General features: G+C 72.4%; 12 protein-coding genes and 1 pseudogene. 3 read left to right on the plus strand and 10 right to left on the minus strand.

Annotated elements, in window-relative coordinates; translation table 11 throughout:
- The first annotated feature begins 52 nt into the window (after window positions 1-52).
- Complete coding sequence (locus OHA86_RS09270) at window positions 53-4,708, plus strand: ATP-dependent helicase (RefSeq protein ID WP_329174050.1); 4,656 nt, start codon at window positions 53-55, stop codon at window positions 4,706-4,708.
- A gap of 754 nt (window positions 4,709-5,462) precedes the next feature.
- Window positions 5,463-6,653, plus strand: a complete 1,191-nt coding sequence (locus tag OHA86_RS09275) for an IS110 family transposase (protein ID WP_329171310.1) — start codon at window positions 5,463-5,465, stop codon at window positions 6,651-6,653.
- Between the two features lie 8 nt (window positions 6,654-6,661).
- On the opposite strand, the pseudogene OHA86_RS09280 reads toward OHA86_RS09275, so the two are convergent.
- Both OHA86_RS09280 and OHA86_RS09285 read right to left on the minus strand, forming a co-directional pair.
- Window positions 6,662-6,814: pseudogene (locus OHA86_RS09280) on the minus strand (IS982 family transposase); the annotation flags it as partial.
- A gap of 44 nt (window positions 6,815-6,858) precedes the next feature.
- Window positions 6,859-7,332 (minus strand): GNAT family N-acetyltransferase, encoded by a 474-nt coding sequence (locus OHA86_RS09285; RefSeq protein ID WP_329174051.1) that lies wholly within the window; start codon window positions 7,330-7,332, stop codon window positions 6,859-6,861.
- Window positions 7,333-7,695: 363 nt separating this feature from the next.
- Between OHA86_RS09285 and OHA86_RS09290 the strand changes: the two genes are divergently transcribed.
- Entirely contained in the window at window positions 7,696-8,496 is an 801-nt protein-coding gene (locus OHA86_RS09290; protein WP_329174052.1) for a DNA-formamidopyrimidine glycosylase family protein, read from the plus strand.
- 11 nt (window positions 8,497-8,507) lie between these two features.
- On the opposite strand, the gene OHA86_RS09295 is transcribed toward OHA86_RS09290, so the two are convergent.
- From OHA86_RS09295 to OHA86_RS09330, 8 genes are all read right to left on the minus strand, one after another.
- Window positions 8,508-8,699 (minus strand): hypothetical protein, encoded by a 192-nt coding sequence (locus tag OHA86_RS09295; RefSeq protein WP_329174053.1) that lies wholly within the window; start codon window positions 8,697-8,699, stop codon window positions 8,508-8,510.
- 216 nt (window positions 8,700-8,915) lie between these two features.
- Entirely contained in the window at window positions 8,916-9,386 is a 471-nt protein-coding gene (locus tag OHA86_RS09300) for a Dps family protein (protein ID WP_329174055.1), read from the minus strand.
- A gap of 139 nt (window positions 9,387-9,525) precedes the next feature.
- Window positions 9,526-9,918 carry a helix-turn-helix domain-containing protein gene (locus OHA86_RS09305; protein WP_251488126.1) on the minus strand — a complete coding sequence of 131 codons (393 nt, stop codon included), beginning with the start codon at window positions 9,916-9,918 and terminating at the stop codon, window positions 9,526-9,528.
- Window positions 9,919-10,083: 165 nt separating this feature from the next.
- Window positions 10,084-10,575: a CinA family protein gene (locus OHA86_RS09310; protein ID WP_329174058.1), complete on the minus strand. Its 492-nt coding sequence runs from the start codon at window positions 10,573-10,575 to the stop codon at window positions 10,084-10,086.
- On the minus strand, window positions 10,572-11,492 hold the full coding sequence (gene pgsA / locus OHA86_RS09315; RefSeq protein ID WP_329174060.1) for a CDP-diacylglycerol--glycerol-3-phosphate 3-phosphatidyltransferase: 921 nt from the start codon (window positions 11,490-11,492) through the stop codon (window positions 10,572-10,574). The genes OHA86_RS09310 and pgsA overlap by 4 nt, the downstream gene beginning before the upstream one ends.
- Window positions 11,489-13,174: a 30S ribosomal protein S12 methylthiotransferase RimO gene (rimO, locus tag OHA86_RS09320; protein ID WP_329174062.1), complete on the minus strand. Its 1,686-nt coding sequence runs from the start codon at window positions 13,172-13,174 to the stop codon at window positions 11,489-11,491. The genes pgsA and rimO overlap by 4 nt, the downstream gene beginning before the upstream one ends.
- Window positions 13,175-13,267: 93 nt before the next feature.
- Window positions 13,268-14,068 carry a helix-turn-helix domain-containing protein gene (locus OHA86_RS09325; protein ID WP_329174063.1) on the minus strand — a complete coding sequence of 267 codons (801 nt, stop codon included), beginning with the start codon at window positions 14,066-14,068 and terminating at the stop codon, window positions 13,268-13,270.
- A gap of 193 nt (window positions 14,069-14,261) precedes the next feature.
- Entirely contained in the window at window positions 14,262-16,979 is a 2,718-nt protein-coding gene (locus OHA86_RS09330) for a DNA translocase FtsK (RefSeq protein WP_329174064.1), read from the minus strand.
- Window positions 16,980-17,071: the final 92 nt, after the last annotated feature.

The following is a 17,071-nucleotide window of genomic DNA, read 5'->3' on the forward strand; positions in this document are numbered from 1 at the left end:
GGTCGCGGTTCTGGCTCAGCGGGCTGTCGGTGCGGCGAGGCAGGATGGTGGCATGTCCAGTCGCAGCAGCCTCGATGCTTTCTCCCCCGCCACCCGCGCGTGGTTCACGGGGGCGTTCAGCGAGCCCACGCCCGCCCAGGCCGGGGCGTGGACGGCCATCGCCGAGGACTCCGACGTGCTGGTCGTCGCCCCCACCGGTTCGGGCAAGACACTCGCCGCGTTCCTGGCCGCACTCGACCGGCTCGCGGCCGCCCCGCCGCCGGCCGAGGCACGCAAGCGCTGCCGGGTGCTGTACGTCTCACCACTGAAAGCCCTGGCGGTGGACGTGGAGCGCAATCTGCGCAGTCCGCTCGCGGGCCTGCGCCAGGAGTCGGTACGCCTCGGGCTGCCCGAGCCCGAGGTACGCGTCGGGATCCGCTCCGGGGACACCCCGCCCGCGGAGCGGCGCGCGCTGGTCACCAGGCCGCCCGACATCCTGATCACCACTCCGGAATCGCTCTTCCTCATGCTCACCTCCGCCGCCCGGGAGGCACTGAGCGGGGTGGAGACGGTGATCCTGGATGAGGTGCACGCGGTGGCCGGCACCAAGCGGGGCGCCCATCTGGCCCTGTCGCTGGAACGGCTCGACCGCCTGCTGGACCGGCCCGCCCGCCGGATCGGCCTGTCGGCCACCGTCCGCCCGGTGGACGAGATCGCCCGCTATCTGTCCCCGCAGCGCAGGGTGGCCATCGTCCAGCCCCCGTCGCAGAAGCGGTTCGAGCTGTCGGTGGTGGTGCCGGTGCCGGATCTGGCCGAGCTGGGCGGCTCACCGGTCGCCGACCAGGCCGAGCACAGCGGTCCCGCCGCGGGTCCGGCCGAGCGGCCCTCGATCTGGCCGCACGTGGAGGAGCGGATCGCCGATCTGGTGCAGGCACATCGCTCGACGATCGTCTTCGCCAATTCGCGCAGACTGGCCGAGCGGCTGTGCAACCGGCTCAATGAGATCGGCCAGGAGCGCGCGGAGGGCGGTCCGCTGCCCGAGGCCCACTCCCCCGCCGAGGTCATGGCCCAGTCGGGTGCGGCCCGTGGCGCCCCGCCGGTGCTGGCCCGCGCCCACCACGGCTCGGTGTCCAAGGAGCAGCGGGCACTGGTCGAGGAGGACCTGAAAGCCGGCCGGCTGCCGGCCGTCGTCGCCACCTCCAGTCTGGAACTCGGTATCGACATGGGCGCCGTCGACCTGGTCGTCCAGGTGGAGTCGCCGCCGTCGGTGGCCTCGGGGCTCCAGCGGGTCGGGCGCGCGGGACACCAGGTCGGGGCGGTGTCCACCGGAGTGGTCTTCCCCAAGTACCGCGGTGACCTGGTGCAGTCGGCGGTGGTCACCGAGCGGATGCGGGCGGGGGCGATCGAGTCGCTGCGGGTGCCGTCCAACCCGCTGGACGTGCTGGCCCAGCAGATCGTCGCCATGACCGCGCTGGACAGCTGGGACGTCGACGAACTGCTGACGGTGGTGCGGCGCGCCGCGCCCTTCGCGTCCCTGCCGCATTCGGCCTATACGGCGGTGCTCGACATGCTCGCCGGGCGCTATCCCTCCGACGCCTTCGCCGAGCTGCGCCCCCGGCTGGTGTGGGACCGGGTGGCGAACACGGTGACCGGACGGCCGGGGACGCAGCGGCTGGCCGTCACCTCGGGCGGCACCATCCCGGACCGGGGCCTGTTCGGGGTGTTCCTGGCCGGCGCCGACCCGAAGAAGGGCGGGGGGCGGGTCGGCGAGCTGGACGAGGAGATGGTGTACGAGTCGAGGGTCGGCGACGTCTTCACCCTGGGCACCACGTCCTGGCGGATCGAGGACATCACCAGGGACCGGGTGCTGGTCTCGCCCGCGCCCGGTGTGCCGGGGCGGCTGCCCTTCTGGAAGGGCGACCAGCTCGGCCGCCCGCTGGAGCTGGGCCGGGCGCTGGGGGCGTGGCTGCGCGAGGTGGGCGCGCTTGCCGAGAAGCCGGCCAGGAAGCGGCTGTCGGCGGCGGGCCTCGACACCTGGGCCGCCGACAACGTGCTGGCCTATCTCACCGAGCAGCGGCAGGCCTGCGGCCACGTCCCGGACGACCGCACGATCGTGGTCGAGCGCTTCCGTGACGAGCTTGGTGACTGGCGGGTGATCATCCACTCCCCGTTCGGCGCGCAGGTGCACGCGCCCTGGGCGCTGGCGCTCGGCGCCCGGCTCCAGGAGAAGTACGGTCTGGACGCCCAGGCGATGCACGCCGACGACGGCATCGTGCTGCGGCTGCCGGACGCCGATCTGATGGGCCTTGACCTGCTGGATGTCGCCCCCGTGCAGCACGGGGCGGAATTCGACCCCGAGCAGTCGCCGGTGGGGGCCGCCGATGTCGCCTTCGACAAGGGCGAGGTCGAGCAGTTGGTCACCGAGCAGGTGGGCGGCTCCGCGCTGTTCGCCTCCCGGTTCCGGGAGTGCGCGGCCCGCGCGCTGCTGCTGCCGCGCCGCAGCCCGGGCAAGCGCACCCCGCTGTGGCAGCAGCGCCAGCGGGCGTCGCAGTTGCTGGAGGTCGCCTCCGAGTTCGGGTCGTTCCCGATCGTGCTGGAGGCGGTGCGCGAGTGCCTCCAGGACGTCTTCGACGTGCCAGGTCTGGTGGAGCTGATGGGCGACATCGAGGCCCGCAGGGTGCGGCTGGTCGAGGTCACCACGACCGAGCCGTCGCCCTTCGCCAGATCACTGCTGTTCGGTTATGTCGCGCAGTTCCTCTACGAGGGGGATTCGCCGCTGGCGGAGCGGCGGGCGGCGGCGCTGTCGCTGGACTCGCGGTTGCTGGCGGAGCTGCTGGGGCAGGCCGAGCTGCGCGAACTGCTCGACGCCGATGTGCTGGCCGAGCTGGACCGCGAATTGCAGTGGCTGACCGAGGACCGCCGGGCCAGGAGCGCCGAGGGCGTCGCGGACCTGCTGCGGCTGCTCGGCCCGCTGACCGATGCGGAGTTGGCCGCCAGGGGCGCCGATCCGGGCTGGGCCGCGGAGCTGGAGTCCGCCCGGCGGGCGATCCGGGTGCGGATCGCCGGGGCCGAGCACTGGGCGGCGGTCGAGGACGCGGGACGGCTGCGGGACGCGCTGGGCACGGCGCTGCCGGTGGGGGTGCCGGTGGCGTTCACCGAGCCGGTGAAGGATCCGCTCGGGGATCTGGTGGCCCGTTATGCCCGCACGCACGGCCCGTTCACGACCGGGGAGGCGGCGGCGCGGTTCGGGCTGGGGGCGGCGGTGGCGGACGGCGTGCTGCACCGGCTGGGCGCGGCCGGCCGGGTGGTGCAGGGCGAGTTCAGGCCGGGCGGCGCGGGCCAGGAGTGGTGCGACGCCACAGTGCTGCGCCGACTGCGGCGCAGGTCCCTGGCGGCGCTCCGGCAGGAGCTGGAGCCGGTGCCGCCCGCGACGCTGGGGGTCTTCCTGCCGCAGTGGCAGCACGTCGGCACGCACAGCCTGCGCGGGATGGACGGTCTGGCGCGGGCGGTCGAGCAGTTGCAGGGCGCGTCGGTGCCGGCGTCCGCGCTGGAGAAGCTGGTACTGCCGTCCCGGGTCACCGGCTACTCCCCGGCGATGCTGGACGAGCTGACGGCCTCCGGCGAGATCCTCTGGGCCGGAGCCGGCGCGCTGCCGGGCAAGGACGGCTGGGTCTCGCTCTACCTCGCCGACACCGCGCCGCTGCTGCTCCCGGCGCCGCAACCGCTGGAGCTGACCCCGCTCCACCAGGCCGTGCTGACCGCGCTGTCCGGCGGGTACGGGCTGTTCTTCCGGCAGATCGCCGACCAGGTGAGAGCCGGTGACCTGGGAGCCACGGAGCCGCAGCTCGCCGACGCGGTCTGGGATCTGGCCTGGTCGGGACGGCTCACCAATGACACGCTCGCGCCGCTGCGCGCCCTGCTCGGTTCCGGCCGCACCGCGGGAGCGACCGCGCACAGGGCACCCCGGTCGGTGCCGCGCGGCCGGTACAGCTCGCTCGCGAGCCGGGCCGTGCCGCGCGCCACGGCATCCCGCAGCGGTCCGCCGACCACCGCGGGGCGCTGGTCGCTGGTCCCGACAGCTGAGCAGGACCCGACCTTGCGGGCCCACGCCCTCACCCACGCCCTGCTCGACCGGCACGGGGTGGTGACCCGGGGCGCGGTGGCGGCGGAAGGCGTCGAAGGGGGGTTCTCCGCGGCGTACCGGGTCTTGGCGGCGTTCGAGGAGACCGGCCAGGCACGGCGCGGCTATGTGGTCGAGGGGCTGGGCGCGGCGCAGTTCGCGATGGACGGGGCGGTGGACCGGCTGCGGGCGCTGAGTACGGCCCGGGAGCGGGAAGAGGAGCAGGCCGGCCGTGCCAGGACGGTGGTGCTCGCCGCGGCGGACCCGGCCAACCCGTACGGTGCCGCCCTGCCGTGGCCCGAGCAGCCGACGGGCGTCGGGCACCGCCCCGGCCGCAAGGCAGGCGCCCTGGTGGTGCTCACCGACGGCGAGGTTGCCCTCTACGTGGAGCGGGGCGGCAAGTCGCTGCTGGCCTGGCCGATGGACGAGATACGTACGCAGGCCGCGGCGGACGCGCTGGCGCTGGCGGTGCGGGAGGGCGCGCTGGGGAAGCTCACGGTGGAGCGTGCCAATGGTGAGTCCGCGTTGACCTCGCCGCTGGGGCGGGCGTTGGAAGCGGCGGGCTTCCATGCGACGCCCCGCGGGCTGCGGTTGCGGGACGGTCACTGATCCCCTGCGGGGTGCGCATGTGTTCCCGGGTGCGTGGCCCGGGACCGGGCTGCCGCTGCGTCAGTGGATGCGCGTCGCCGGGGCCGGGGGCGTGCGGTTGCCCTCCGGCAGGGGGTGCCCCTCCGCGGGGCGCGGGGAACTGCGCGCCCCGCCGGCCACGGGCCGGTGGTCCGGATCGGACCGAACAGACCCTCCGGGCGGGTGACGACCCGCGCCTTCGGTGGGGGCTGGTCGCGCAGTTCCCCGCGCCCCCGGGGTGACGGCGGTCCGTCCGGATACAGCGCTGCGTCGTGGCAGGCACGCAGTTCCTCGCGCCCCCGGGGCTGAGCGTCTCCGCCACACGACGGTGAGAGGCGGGTTGCGGGCGCAGTCCCCCCGCGACCCCCGGGATAGCGGCGGTCCGTTCGGGCCCAACGCTGAGAGGCGGGCTGCACGCGCACTTCCCCGCACCCTGGGTCAGTGGCCATCCGTCTGGACCCGACGCTGCTTCGTGGCTAGATGATCGACTCCAAGGGGTTCAATGGTCCCTACCTTGTTGATCGGGATGAGCGAGCCATTCGTAGGGTTGGCTCACCCAGGGGTGTCGGGTGTGGCTTTCAGTGGTCTGCCGTTCGTGTGGCTTCTTACGATTCGCCGCCCGACACCCCGCGACGACTCGGCTGCTGATTAGGAATTGCGATCCGATCGCTGAGTAGGGACTCGCCAGCGAGGTCGTCTGTGGTGCAGGTAGGCAAGCGACCAGTGGAGAGTGCGTGTGACCGCGATCTGGGCCGGTATCGACGCCGGCAAGGCCCACCACCACTGCGTGGTGGTCGACGATACCGGCAGACGGCTGCTGTCCCGCCGGGTGGCCAACGACGAACCGGAGCTGCTCAGACTTCTGGCCGATGTCCTCGCCCTGGGCGACGAGGTCACCTGGGGCATCGACCTGGCCGACGGTGGTGCCGCTCTGCTGCTTGACCTGCTGCTCAATCACGGCCAGCACACGCTCTACATCCCCGGCATGGCCGTCAGCCGGGCCTCCGAGGGCTACCGAGGTGAGGGCAAGACCGATGCCAAGGACGCCGCGGTCATCGCCGACCAGGCCCGGATCCGGCGGGACCTGCAACCTCTGCGGCCCGGGGACGAGCTGGTCACCGAGCTGAAGATCCTCACCGTTCACCGCCGTGACCTCACCGACGACCGCACCCGCGTGATCAACCGGCTGCGGGGCCGTCTCACTGGCATTTTCCCGGCCCTTGAACGAGCCCTGGACCTGACCAACGCCGGTCCCCTCGTCCTGCTCACCGGCTACCAGACCGCGGCGGCCATCCGCCGGACCGGTGTCCGTCGACTGGAGACCTGGCTGCGCAATCGCAAGGTTCGCGGGGCCGCCCAACTGGCCCAGGCCGCCATGGAAGCCGCCGAGAGCCAGCACACCAGCGTGACCGGGGAGAAGCCGACCGCCCAGCTCGTCCACACCCTGGCGAAAGAGGTGATGCGCCTCAACGAGCAGGTCGGCGAGATCGACAAGCTCATCGAGGCCCGGTTTCGCGAGCACAAGAACGCCGAGGTGATCGCAAGCATGCCCGGCATCGGCCCCCTGCTGGGCGCCGAGTTCCTTGCCGCCACCGGGGGAGACATGACCGCCTTCGCCACCCCGGACCGTCTCGCCGGGTTCGCCGGCGTCGCCCCGGCTCCCCGCGACTCGGGGAAGATCAGTGGCAATCTGCACCGGCCGAAGAGATACAGCCGCAGCCTTCAACGCGTCTTCTACACGTCCGCGTTGATCAGCATCCGCTACTGCGAGGAGTCCCGGCGCTTCTACGACCGCAAGCGCGCCGAGGGCAAACGGCACACTCAGGCTGTCCTCGCTCTCGCCCGCCGCCGCGTCAACGTCCTGTGGGCCTTGCTGCGTGACGGACGGTGCTATGAATCCATACCACCCGTCACGACAGCGGCTTGACAAAGAGATTAGGAATCGTAGGCGGTGAGCGCGCGCATGGTCGGCGGGCCAGTACGGTGGTTGTGCCAGATGGCGGCGGCGAGCGCGAGGATGCGTTGCAGGACTCGGACGGCTACACGGTTGGAGGTGCGGCCTCGGTGCCGTTCGAGGTCGAGCTGGCCTGACGCCCTCGCATCGTCCACGCAGTCACAAGCAAGAACTTCGCTCAGCTGGGCGCGATGGGCTGTTCGAGGAGTTCACCCGGTCCGTCGAACCCGCAGCGCCGGTACAGCGGCGCGCTGCGCTCGGACGGCCACACGATCAACGTATCCAGGCCGTGAGCGCGCGCATAGCCGGTCACCTCGTCGAGCAAGGCCCTGCCCAGGCCGCGATTGCGCTGTTCAGGGACGACATAGAAGTTCGTCACGTAGCCGAGGGTGTCGGAGCCCGGGTAGGGACTCGGGACCTTCTCCACGAGACACACGAACACGTGACCACAGGGACGGCCACCCACTTCCGCGACCCAGACCCGCCACAGCCCGGCCATCCGGGAACGCAGCCACTGCTCGCACTCGGCGGTGAACTCCTCTTCACCCCTGGGGACTCCATCTCCGCTGTCCTCCACCTTGAACCGCCAGCGCATGGCTGCCAGCGCGGGCGCGTCATCGAACTCGGCCCGACGGATAACAACGTCACTCATGGCCACACTCTCGCAAACCGATCCGCCGGAGCGAAACGGCCCACGCCCACCCACCGACCCCTTGGAATTGTTCATCCACTCGCGCCACTCGGGGGTGGTGGACGCCTGTTCGGACACAACGCCGGGTCGCGGCCCCCGGGGTCTGGGCGCATCGCTGCACGACGGTGAGCGGCGTGTGGCGTGCGCAGATCCCCGCAGCCCCGGTAGGCCGCCCGCGCCGGGGCCAGAGCTTCGCCTGGGGTACCCCCGGCCCCTCCTGGGGCGCTGGGCGGCCCGGAGGCCGCATGGCGCACCCCGCGCTCGCGCGACCGGCGGGCCCGGGAGTGCGAACGGCATCGGGGGCGGGCGGGGCATGATGGAGGGGTGCCTGAAGGAGACACGGTCTGGCTGACCGCCCAGCGGTTGCACGCGGCGCTGGCGGGGCGGGCGCTGGTGCGGGCGGAGCTGCGCGTGCCGCAGTTGGCGACAGTACAGCTCGTGGGGCGGCAGGTGCTGGAGGTCGTACCGCGGGGCAAGCACCTGCTGACGCGGCTGGAGGGTGACTGGACACTGCACTCGCATCTGCGGATGGACGGTGCCTGGCACCTCTACGCGCCCGGGGAGCGGTGGCGGGGCGGGGCGGAGCACCAGGTGCGGGCGGTGCTGGGGAACGAGGAGAGGACCGCGGTCGGATACCGGCTGCCGGTGCTCGCGTTGCTGCCCACGGCGGAGGAGCAGCAGGTGGTCGGCCATCTCGGGCCCGATCTGCTGGGGCCGGGGTGGGACCCGGCCGCGGCGCTGGCCAGGCTGGCGGTGGAGGCGGACCGACCGCTGGGTGAGGCGCTGCTCGACCAGCGCAATCTCGCCGGGATCGGCAATGTCTACGTGGCCGAGCTGTGTTTTCTGCGCGGGGTGACCCCGTGGACGCCGTTCGGGGAGGTGGCCGCCCCCGAGAAGCTGGTGACGCTGGCCAAACGGCTGCTGGAGGCCAACAAGGGCCGCCCCGGCCATGTGACCACCGGGGACACGCGGCGCGGCCGTACGCACTGGGTGTACGACCGGGCGCACCGGCCGTGCCTGCGCTGCGGCACCCAGGTCAAGGTCGGCGAGCACGGCCCTGAGGGGCAGCGGCGGGTGGCGTACTGGTGTCCGCGGTGCCAGCGCGGGCCGGGGCCGAGCCAGTAGAAGCCGGGTCCTCAGACGGCCGTGGCGTCACAGGCCGGAGCCGCGCGGCGGCGGACACCCGCGGGCACGGCATGCAGCGGTATCAGGCCCAGGCTCCAACCGCCGGCGGCAAGCGCGCTCTGCCACGGGCCGACCACCTCAGGCTCCACGGCCAGCCGCAGCAGCGTCCCCCACCACAGCACCCCGCCGATCACACCGATCACACAACGCAGCGGGCGCCCCAGCCGCGGCCAAAGCCCCAGTCCCGACCGGAGCCGAGGCCCGGCAATGGGCGGTACGGGAGGACCGGAGGGGCATATCGGGAGTTCCTGAAGCGCACGCACGGCCGCCTCCTTCTGACCCCGAGTTCGCGGCGGGAGCCGCACCCGGCGGCCCCCGTACAGCCCGTACTTCCCGTGCAGGAGCGAGCGAGCGGACGGTCAGACGTTCTCGGCCTGGAACATCCAGTGGAACTTCTCAAGATCGGCGGTGAGGCCGATCAGGATGTCCTGGGTGACGGGGTCCGGCTTGTCCGTCAGCTCGATGCGCTCCCGCATCCGGGTGATGAGGGAGTCCAGCGCGGCGACCATGATCTCGACGACCTCGTTGTCCTTGACCCAGCCGTCGGTCACCGTGTCGATGCCGCTGGTCTTGGAGACCGTCCCGGCCCGGCCGTCCGGCGTCACGCCGATCGCCGAGGCACGTTCCGCGACGGTGTCGGAGTGGGTCCTGGCACTGTCGACGACCTCGTCGAGCTGGAGGTGCACGGACCGGAAGCGCGGGCCCACCACATTCCAGTGCACCTGCTTGGCCAGCAGTGACAGGTCGATCAGGTCGACCAGCGCGCCCTGAAGCGCGTCTCCCACGGACTTGCGGTCAGGTTCGGACAGCGGGCTCTTCACGACACTCATGCGGTTCTCCCAGCGGATAGACGCGATCAGATCCATTACGGCCGATTACACCCGTTTTCAGACCTTCTCCGACTACCCTGCCTCGCCATTCCGAACACGGCAAAGGCAGATCCGCCGCATCGCGGCGGACAGCGGGCGATCAGGCGGCGACGACGTCCACGGCTTCCGCGGACTTCTTCGGTGCCTTGATGGTGATCCGTTCGTCCGGGGTGGACGTGACGGACGTGACCGATGTGACTGTGCCGAGCAGCGGCCGCATCGGTGCGGCAGTGGCCTCGGACGCCGCGGACTGTGCCAGCTCGGCGAGCGACAGATCGTCGCTGACTTCTCGCATCACCTCGGACATCGGTACGTCCAGGGCGTCGCAGATCGCGGAGAGCAGTTCGGAGGACGCCTCCTTCTGCCCCCTCTCGACCTCCGACAGATAGCCGAGTGAAACCCGGGCGGACGAGGAGACCTCGCGCAGGGTGCGGCCCTGGCGCTGGCGCTGCCGACGCAGCACGTCACCCAGCAGGCGACGGAGCAGAATCATCGGTGGCTCCCTCCTCGGGATCGCGGTACCGCATCCTTCTCGCCCCACCGTACCGCCTCGGGCACCGGCCGTGCGGGGAGCAAAGACGTGTTCACTCAGGGCTGCAAACATCACGTCTCCCCGTGTTCTTCCCTGTCCTGCACCGCCGAACGCACGCCGGGCCGGTTATTCGGAAGCCTTCTGCAGCTGTTCGAGGAGCAGATCGAGCACGGCCGCCACCGACGCCCGGCGGATCGCCGTACGGTCCCCGGCCAGCAGCAGCGCCGCGACCTCGGAGAACCCGCCAGGACCGGCCACCGCCACGAAAACGGTGCCCACCGGCCGGCCGTCCTGCGGGTCGGGACCTGCCACTCCTGTGGTGGCGGCGCCCCAGTCCGCGCCGAGGCGACGGCGTACGCCCTCGGCCATTTCGCGCGCCACTTGTGCATCCACTGCGCCCCGTTCGGCCAGCAGCGTCCCGTCCACGCCCAGCAGCTCGTGCTTGAGCGCGGTGGCGTACGCCGTCACCGAGCCGCGGAAGCTCCGGGACGCGCCGGGCACCGCGGTCAGCTCCGCGGCCAGCAGACCGCCGGTCAGCGATTCCGCGACCGCCAGCGTCCCGCCGCGCCGCTCCAGCAGCCGCAGCACCTCAGCGGCGGTGTCGCCACCGCCCGTCATACGCCCTGCTCCGGCCCGCCCGAGCCCGGCGCGTCCGCGCCCCGCCCCTCCGCGTCCGAACCGCCGGCACCCGACCCGCCAACCTCCGACCCGTCGGCGTCCGACCCTCTAGCCGCCCCCGCGCCGGAGGCGACCACCGTCCCGGAGGCAAGCGCCGCCCCGGACGCGGCCGCCGCCACCTCCCGCGACAGCGCCCGCTCGGCCGCGAGACCGGCCCGCCGCAGCACGACGGCCTGCCGTACGTAGTCGAACCCGGTCACCACCGTGAGCAGCACCGCGAGGCCCATCAGCCAGGCGCGGGTGCTGGCCAGCGGACCGGTCAGCACCAGGATGTACATGCCCACCGCGACGCCCTGGGTGAGCGTCTTGAGCTTGCCCCCGCGGCTCGCCGGGATCACCCCGTGTCTGATCACCCAGAAGCGCATGAGCGTGATGCCCAGCTCGCGGAAGAGGATCACGGCGGTGACCCACCACGGCAGGTCGCCCAGCGCGGACAGCCCGACCAGGGCCGCCCCCATGATCGCCTTGTCCGCGATCGGGTCGGCGATCTTGCCGAAGTCGGTGACCAGCCCGTAGCGCCGGGCCAGCTCGCCGTCGAAGAGGTCGGTGATCATCGCGATGGCGAACGCGGCCCAGGCGAAGGAGCGCCACTTCGGGTCGTTCCCGTCGTCGTGGACCAGCAGCAGCACGAAGCCGGGGACCAGCACCAGCCGGGTCATCGTCAGCAGGTTGGCGATATTCCACAGGCCGGCCTTCGGCGCCACCGGGTCGGCCGCGTGGTCGACGCCCGCCGCCGGGTGGACGAGCGCGTCGGGCGCCACCGTGGCGCCCGAACCGGCGGCGGCCGAGGAAGCCGCGCCGGAAGCCGACGACGAGGACGGCGAGGGGGACTCGGCCGGCGCGGGGGCTCCGCTCATCTGCCCACCACCGCCGGCCCGGCCATGGCCGCCTCGGCGACCGGAGTGCCCTGGGCGCCGACGGAGTCCGCCCCGCCCAGCGGTTCCGCCACCAGGTCGACGCCCTGCGTCCCGATCACCTTCGCCGTCACGAACGTCCCCGGCCGCGCCTGCCAGGCCTCGTCGGCCGGCACCAGCACGACCTGGCCGTCCGTCTCCGGCGCCTGGTGGTCGGCGCGGCCGGTCACCTCGCCGGTCTCCTCGTCCACCGCCTCGACCAGCACCCGCACGGTGTCCCCGAGGCGTTCCTCGGCGCGCTGGGCGGTCAGCTCCTCGGCGAGCCGGGAGACTCGGGCCAGCCGCGCGGCGATGACGTCGTCGTCCAGCTTGCCGTCGTAGCCGGCCGCCTCGGTGCCGTCCTCGTCGGAGTAGCCGAACACGCCGATCGCGTCCAGCCGGGCGGCGCTCAGGAAGCGCTCCAGCTCGGCCAGGTCGTCCTCGGTCTCGCCGGGGAAGCCCACGATGAAGTTGGACCGCACGCCGGCCTGCGGCGCCTTGGCCCGGATCGCGCCGAGCAGGTCCAGGAAGCGGTCGGTGTCGCCGAAGCGCCGCATCGCCCGCAGCACCGCGGGGGCCGAGTGCTGGAAGGACAGGTCGAAGTACGGCACCACGCCGGGCGTGGAGGTCAGCGCGTCGATGAGCCCCGGGCGCATCTCGGCGGGCTGAAGGTAGCTGACCCGGACCCGCTCGATGCCGTCGACCGCCGCCAGTTCCGGCAGCAGCGTCTCCAGCAGGCGGATGTCGCCGAGGTCCTTGCCGTAGGAGGTGTTGTTCTCGCTGACCAGCATGACCTCCGTGACGCCCTGGGTGGCCAGCCAGCGGGTCTCGCCGAGGACGTCGGAGGGGCGGCGGGAGATGAAGGAGCCGCGGAAGGAGGGGATCGCGCAGAAGGTGCAGCGCCGGTCGCAGCCGGAGGCGAGCTTCACGGAGGCGACAGGCCCGGAGTCCAGCCGGCGCCGCAGCGGGGCGCGCGGCCCCGACGCGGGTGCGACGCCCGCCGGCAGGTCGGCGAGGTCCACGGCTCTTCCCCCGGCCGCCGCGGACGTCCCGCCCGGACCGGGATCGACCGACCCGGGATCGACCGACCCGGGATCGACCGACCCGGGATCGACCGACCCGGGATCGACCGACGCAGGTTCGCCCGCGGCGGACCCGCCGCCGTTCGGGCGTCCCTCCTGGGAGTGACCGGGCAGCGCCACCGTTGACGCCTGGCGGTCCGCCGGGCTGATCGGCAGCAGCTTGCGCCGGTCGCGCGGGGTGTGCGGGGCGTGGACGCCGCCGGCCAGGATCGTCCGCAGCCGCTCGGAGATGTCGGTGTAGTCGTCGAAGCCGAGCACGCCGTCGGCCTCCGGGAGCGCGTCGGCCAGTTCCTTGCCGTACCGCTCCGCCATGCAGCCGACGGCGACGACGGCCTGGGTGCGGCCGCGGTCCTTGAGGTCGTTGGCCTCGAGGAGGGCGTCCACGGAGTCCTTCTTGGCCGCCTCGACGAAGCCGCAGGTGTTGACGACCGCCACGTCGGCGTCCGCGGCGTCCTCGACGAGCTGCCAGCCGTCCGCCGCCAGCCGGCCGGCAAGCTCTTCCGAGTCCACTTCGTTACGGGCGCATCCGAGCGTGACAAGGGCGACGGTACGGGTTTCGGGCATGCACTCAGACTACCCGCTGCCCTGTCGCGCCCCTCGCGCCTCGGCCGCCTACCGCCCGAACCCCTCGATCACACCCGGCGCCCCCCGGCGCCGCTAGCCCTGGGTCGGGTCGCCGGGCGTGTACGTCAGGCGGACGACCTGGCCGTCGCTGCCGGCCGCGCCGAGGTCCTTGCCGTTGACGAAGAGCTGCACCGCACCCGCGTTGCCGACGACGAGCTTGAGCTTCTTGTCGTCGGTGAAGGTCTGCGAGTCGCCCTTCTTGAGCGAGCCCTGGAAGAGCCGCTTGCCGTTGTGGTCGGTGGCCTGGACCCAGCTGACGCCGCCCTCGGCGCTGAGCTTGACGGTGACCTTGCCGGGCGGGGCGGCCGCGATGGCACTGCCCGTCGGATCGGCGCTCGGCGCCTGCGTACCCGGGGTGCTGGTGGGCGTCGTGCTGCTGCTCGGGGTCGGCGGCGCGGGGTCGGCCTTCGCGCCGTTCCCGTCGTCTCCCCCGGTGAAGGCGGTGTAGCCGACGAAACCGATGACCGCGACGATCGCCGCGACCATGGCCGCGGTCCAGTTGGGCCGGCGCGGCTCGGACCGGATCCGCTCGGCCGAGTAGAGCGGCGCGACGGGCGCGGGAGCGATCTCCGTACCGTGCTCGGCCGCATATTGCGCGATCAGCGGCTCGGGGTCGAGTCCCACCGTGCGGGCCAGGTTGCGGATGTGGCCGCGGGCGTAGACGTCGCCGCCGCAGCGGGAGAAGTCGTCCTGCTCGATCGACTGCACGATGGGGACGCGCACCCGGGTGGCGGTGCTGACCTGGTCGACGGTGAGCCCGGCGGCGATGCGGGCCTGAGAGAGGGCATGACCGACCGAAGGCCGATCTTCGGTGGGCGTGTTGCCGAGGGACACGAGGGCGCCTTTCGAGCGTGCAGCCGCCTGCTGGGGGTTCAGTCTAGGGGGGGTCGGAAACAGGGGGGCAAGCGGACGGCCGGATTGTGTCCGCCATCAGGATGTCGTCCTCCCTGCCGAGGTTGACGTATGAACAGATCAAACGGTTGCCCGAAAAATCCGACCGCTTTTCGACCGGCACCGCGTGTCGGACTCAGGCCCCGCCGCGGATCTCGGACAGCACGCCGTCCAGCTCGTCCGCCTTCACCATCACGTCGCGCGCCTTCGAACCCTCGCTGGGGCCGACGATGCCGCGCGACTCCATCAGGTCCATCAGCCTGCCCGCCTTGGCGAATCCCACACGCAGCTTGCGCTGGAGCATCGAGGTCGAGCCGAACTGGGTGGAGACCACCAGCTCCGCGGCCTGGCACAAAAGGTCCAGGTCGTCACCGATCTCCTCGTCGATCTCCTTCTTCGGGCCGCTGCCGACGGTGACGTCGGTGCGGTACGCCGGGGTGAGCTGGGCCTTGCAGTGGTCGACGACCTTGGCGACCTCGTCCTCGGTGACGAAGGCGCCCTGCATCCGGATCGGCTTGTTCGCGCCCATCGGCAGAAACAGGCCGTCGCCTTTTCCGATCAGCTTCTCGGCGCCCGGCTGGTCGAGGATGACCCGGCTGTCGGCGAGCGAGGAGGTCGCGAAGGCCAGCCGGGACGGCACATTGGCCTTGATCAGCCCGGTGACCACGTCGACGCTCGGCCGCTGGGTGGCCAGCACCAGGTGGATGCCGGCGGCCCTGGCCAGCTGGGTGATCCGGACGATCGAGTCCTCGACGTCGCGCGGCGCGACCATCATCAGGTCGGCCAGCTCGTCGACGATGACCAGCAGATACGGGTACGGCGTCAGCTCGCGCTCGCTGCCCTCCGGAGTCCTGGCCTTGCCCGAGCGTACGGCGGCGTTGAAGTCGTCGATGTGCCGGAAGCCGTACGCGGCCAGGTCGTCGTAGCGCAGGTCCATCTCGCGCACCACCCACTGGAGGGCTTCCGCGGCGCGCTTGGGGTTGGTGATGATCGGGGTGATCAGGTGCGGGATGCCCTCGTACGCGGTCAGCTCGACGCGCTTGGGGTCGACCAGCACCATGCGGACCTCGTCCGGGGTGGCGCGGGCCATCACCGAGGTGATCAGGCAGTTGATGCAGGACGACTTGCCGGAGCCGGTGGCGCCCGCGACCAGCACGTGCGGCATCTTGGCGAGGTTGGCCATCACGTAGCCGCCCTCGACGTCCTTGCCGAGCGCCACCGTCATCGGGTGGTCCTCGCCCGCGGCCTCCGCCGAGCGCAGCACATCGCCGAGGTTGACCATCTCGCGGTCGCTGTTGGGGATCTCGATGCCGACCGCGGACTTGCCGGGGATCGGGCTGATGATCCTGATGTCGGGGCTGGCGACCGAGTAGGCGATGTTCTTGGCCAGCGCGGTGATCCGCTCGACCTTGACCGCGGCGCCCAGCTCCACCTCGTAGCGGGTGACGGTCGGGCCGCGGGTGAAGCCGGTGACGACCGCGTCGACCTTGAATTCCTTGAAGACCTGGGACAGCGAGGCGACCACCGCGTCGTTGGCGGCGCTGCGGGTGCGCCCGGGGCCGCCGCGCTCCAGCAGGTCGAGCGAGGGCAGCGCGTAGGTGATGTCGCCGGACAGCTGCAACTGCTCGGCGCGCGGCGGCAGCGGGTCGCCCGGGTCCGCGGTGTGCTTGGTGAGGTCGGGGACGCCCGAGCCGGTGTCCTCCTCGGCGCGGGCGGCGGGCACCGGCTTCCTGATGCCGCTGCTGAGGTCGGCGACCAGCGGCGACGGCTGCAGCCCGTGCAGGACGGCGCCGTCCAGCGCCGCGGCGGCTGCCGCGGCCACGTCCACCGCGTCGGACCCGGCGGCCTGCGCGGTGCCGGGCAGGCCCTCGGGCCTGCGGCGGGGCCGGCGCCGCGGCTTGGGCTCGTCGTCGGCCTGGACCCCTTCCGCGCCGAGGTCGCTGTCCATGTCGTACGGCTCGTCCTGCGCCTTGCCGAGCCTGCGCGGCAGCCGGCGTACCGGCGACTCGTCCTCCGCGTCCCGCGTACCGGCCGGCTCGTCGGCGTCGAAGAAGTCCTCCAGCGGTACGGCGTCGAGCTCCGGCGGCGCGGCGTACAGGCCGAGCCTGGTGCCGGCGGCCCGCAGCCGCTGCGGTACGGCGTTGACCGGGGTGGCGGTGACGACGAGCAGCCCGAAGAGCGTGAAGAGCAGCAGCAGCGGAGCGGCGAGGACCGCGCCGACGGTGTAGACCAGCGGGGAGGCGGCGGCCCAGCCGATCAGGCCGCCGGCGTCCCGCAGCGCGGTGGCCCCCTCGCTGCGGGTCGGCGAGCCGCAGGCCACATGGATCAGGCCGAGGGTGCCGATGACGAGTGCGGACAGGCCGATCACGATCCGGCCGTTGGCCTCGGGCTGCTCCGGGTGCCGCATGATACGGACGGAGACCGCGCCGAGCAGCAGCGGCACCAGCAGGTCGAGCCGGCCGAAGGCGCCGGTGACCACTATCTCGACCAGGTCGCCGACCGGGCCGTGCAGATTGGACCAGGTGCCGGCCGCGACCACCAGGGTCAGGCCGATCAGCAGCAGGCCGAGGCCGTCCTTGCGGTGGGCGGGGTCCAGGCCGCGGGCGCCGCGCCCTATACCGCGGAAGAGCGCGCCGACGGTGTGTGCCAGGCCGAGCCACACCGCCCGGAACATGCGGTAGACGCCGCTGGTCGGCGAAGGGACCGGTACGGGCGCGGCTCTGGGCGCCGCTGCCGCCTTCTTGGCGGGCGGTCTGGCGGCGGCGCCCTTGGCCGCGGGCTTCCTCGCGGCGGACTTCTTGGCCGCCGGCTTCGCCGGGGCTTTCTTGGCGGTGCCGGACGTACGTGGGGCCATGGTGCCGAGATTACCGCCCTTGTGATCGGGGAACACGCGTGCTTGCGGATACGCCCGTTCGTGTCGGGCTGCCGCCGTCATGACATTGACGT

Origin of the sequence: Streptomyces sp. NBC_01477 (genome assembly GCF_036227245.1) — a bacterium.
In the GTDB taxonomy this organism is placed as follows: Bacteria; Actinomycetota; Actinomycetes; order Streptomycetales; family Streptomycetaceae; genus Actinacidiphila.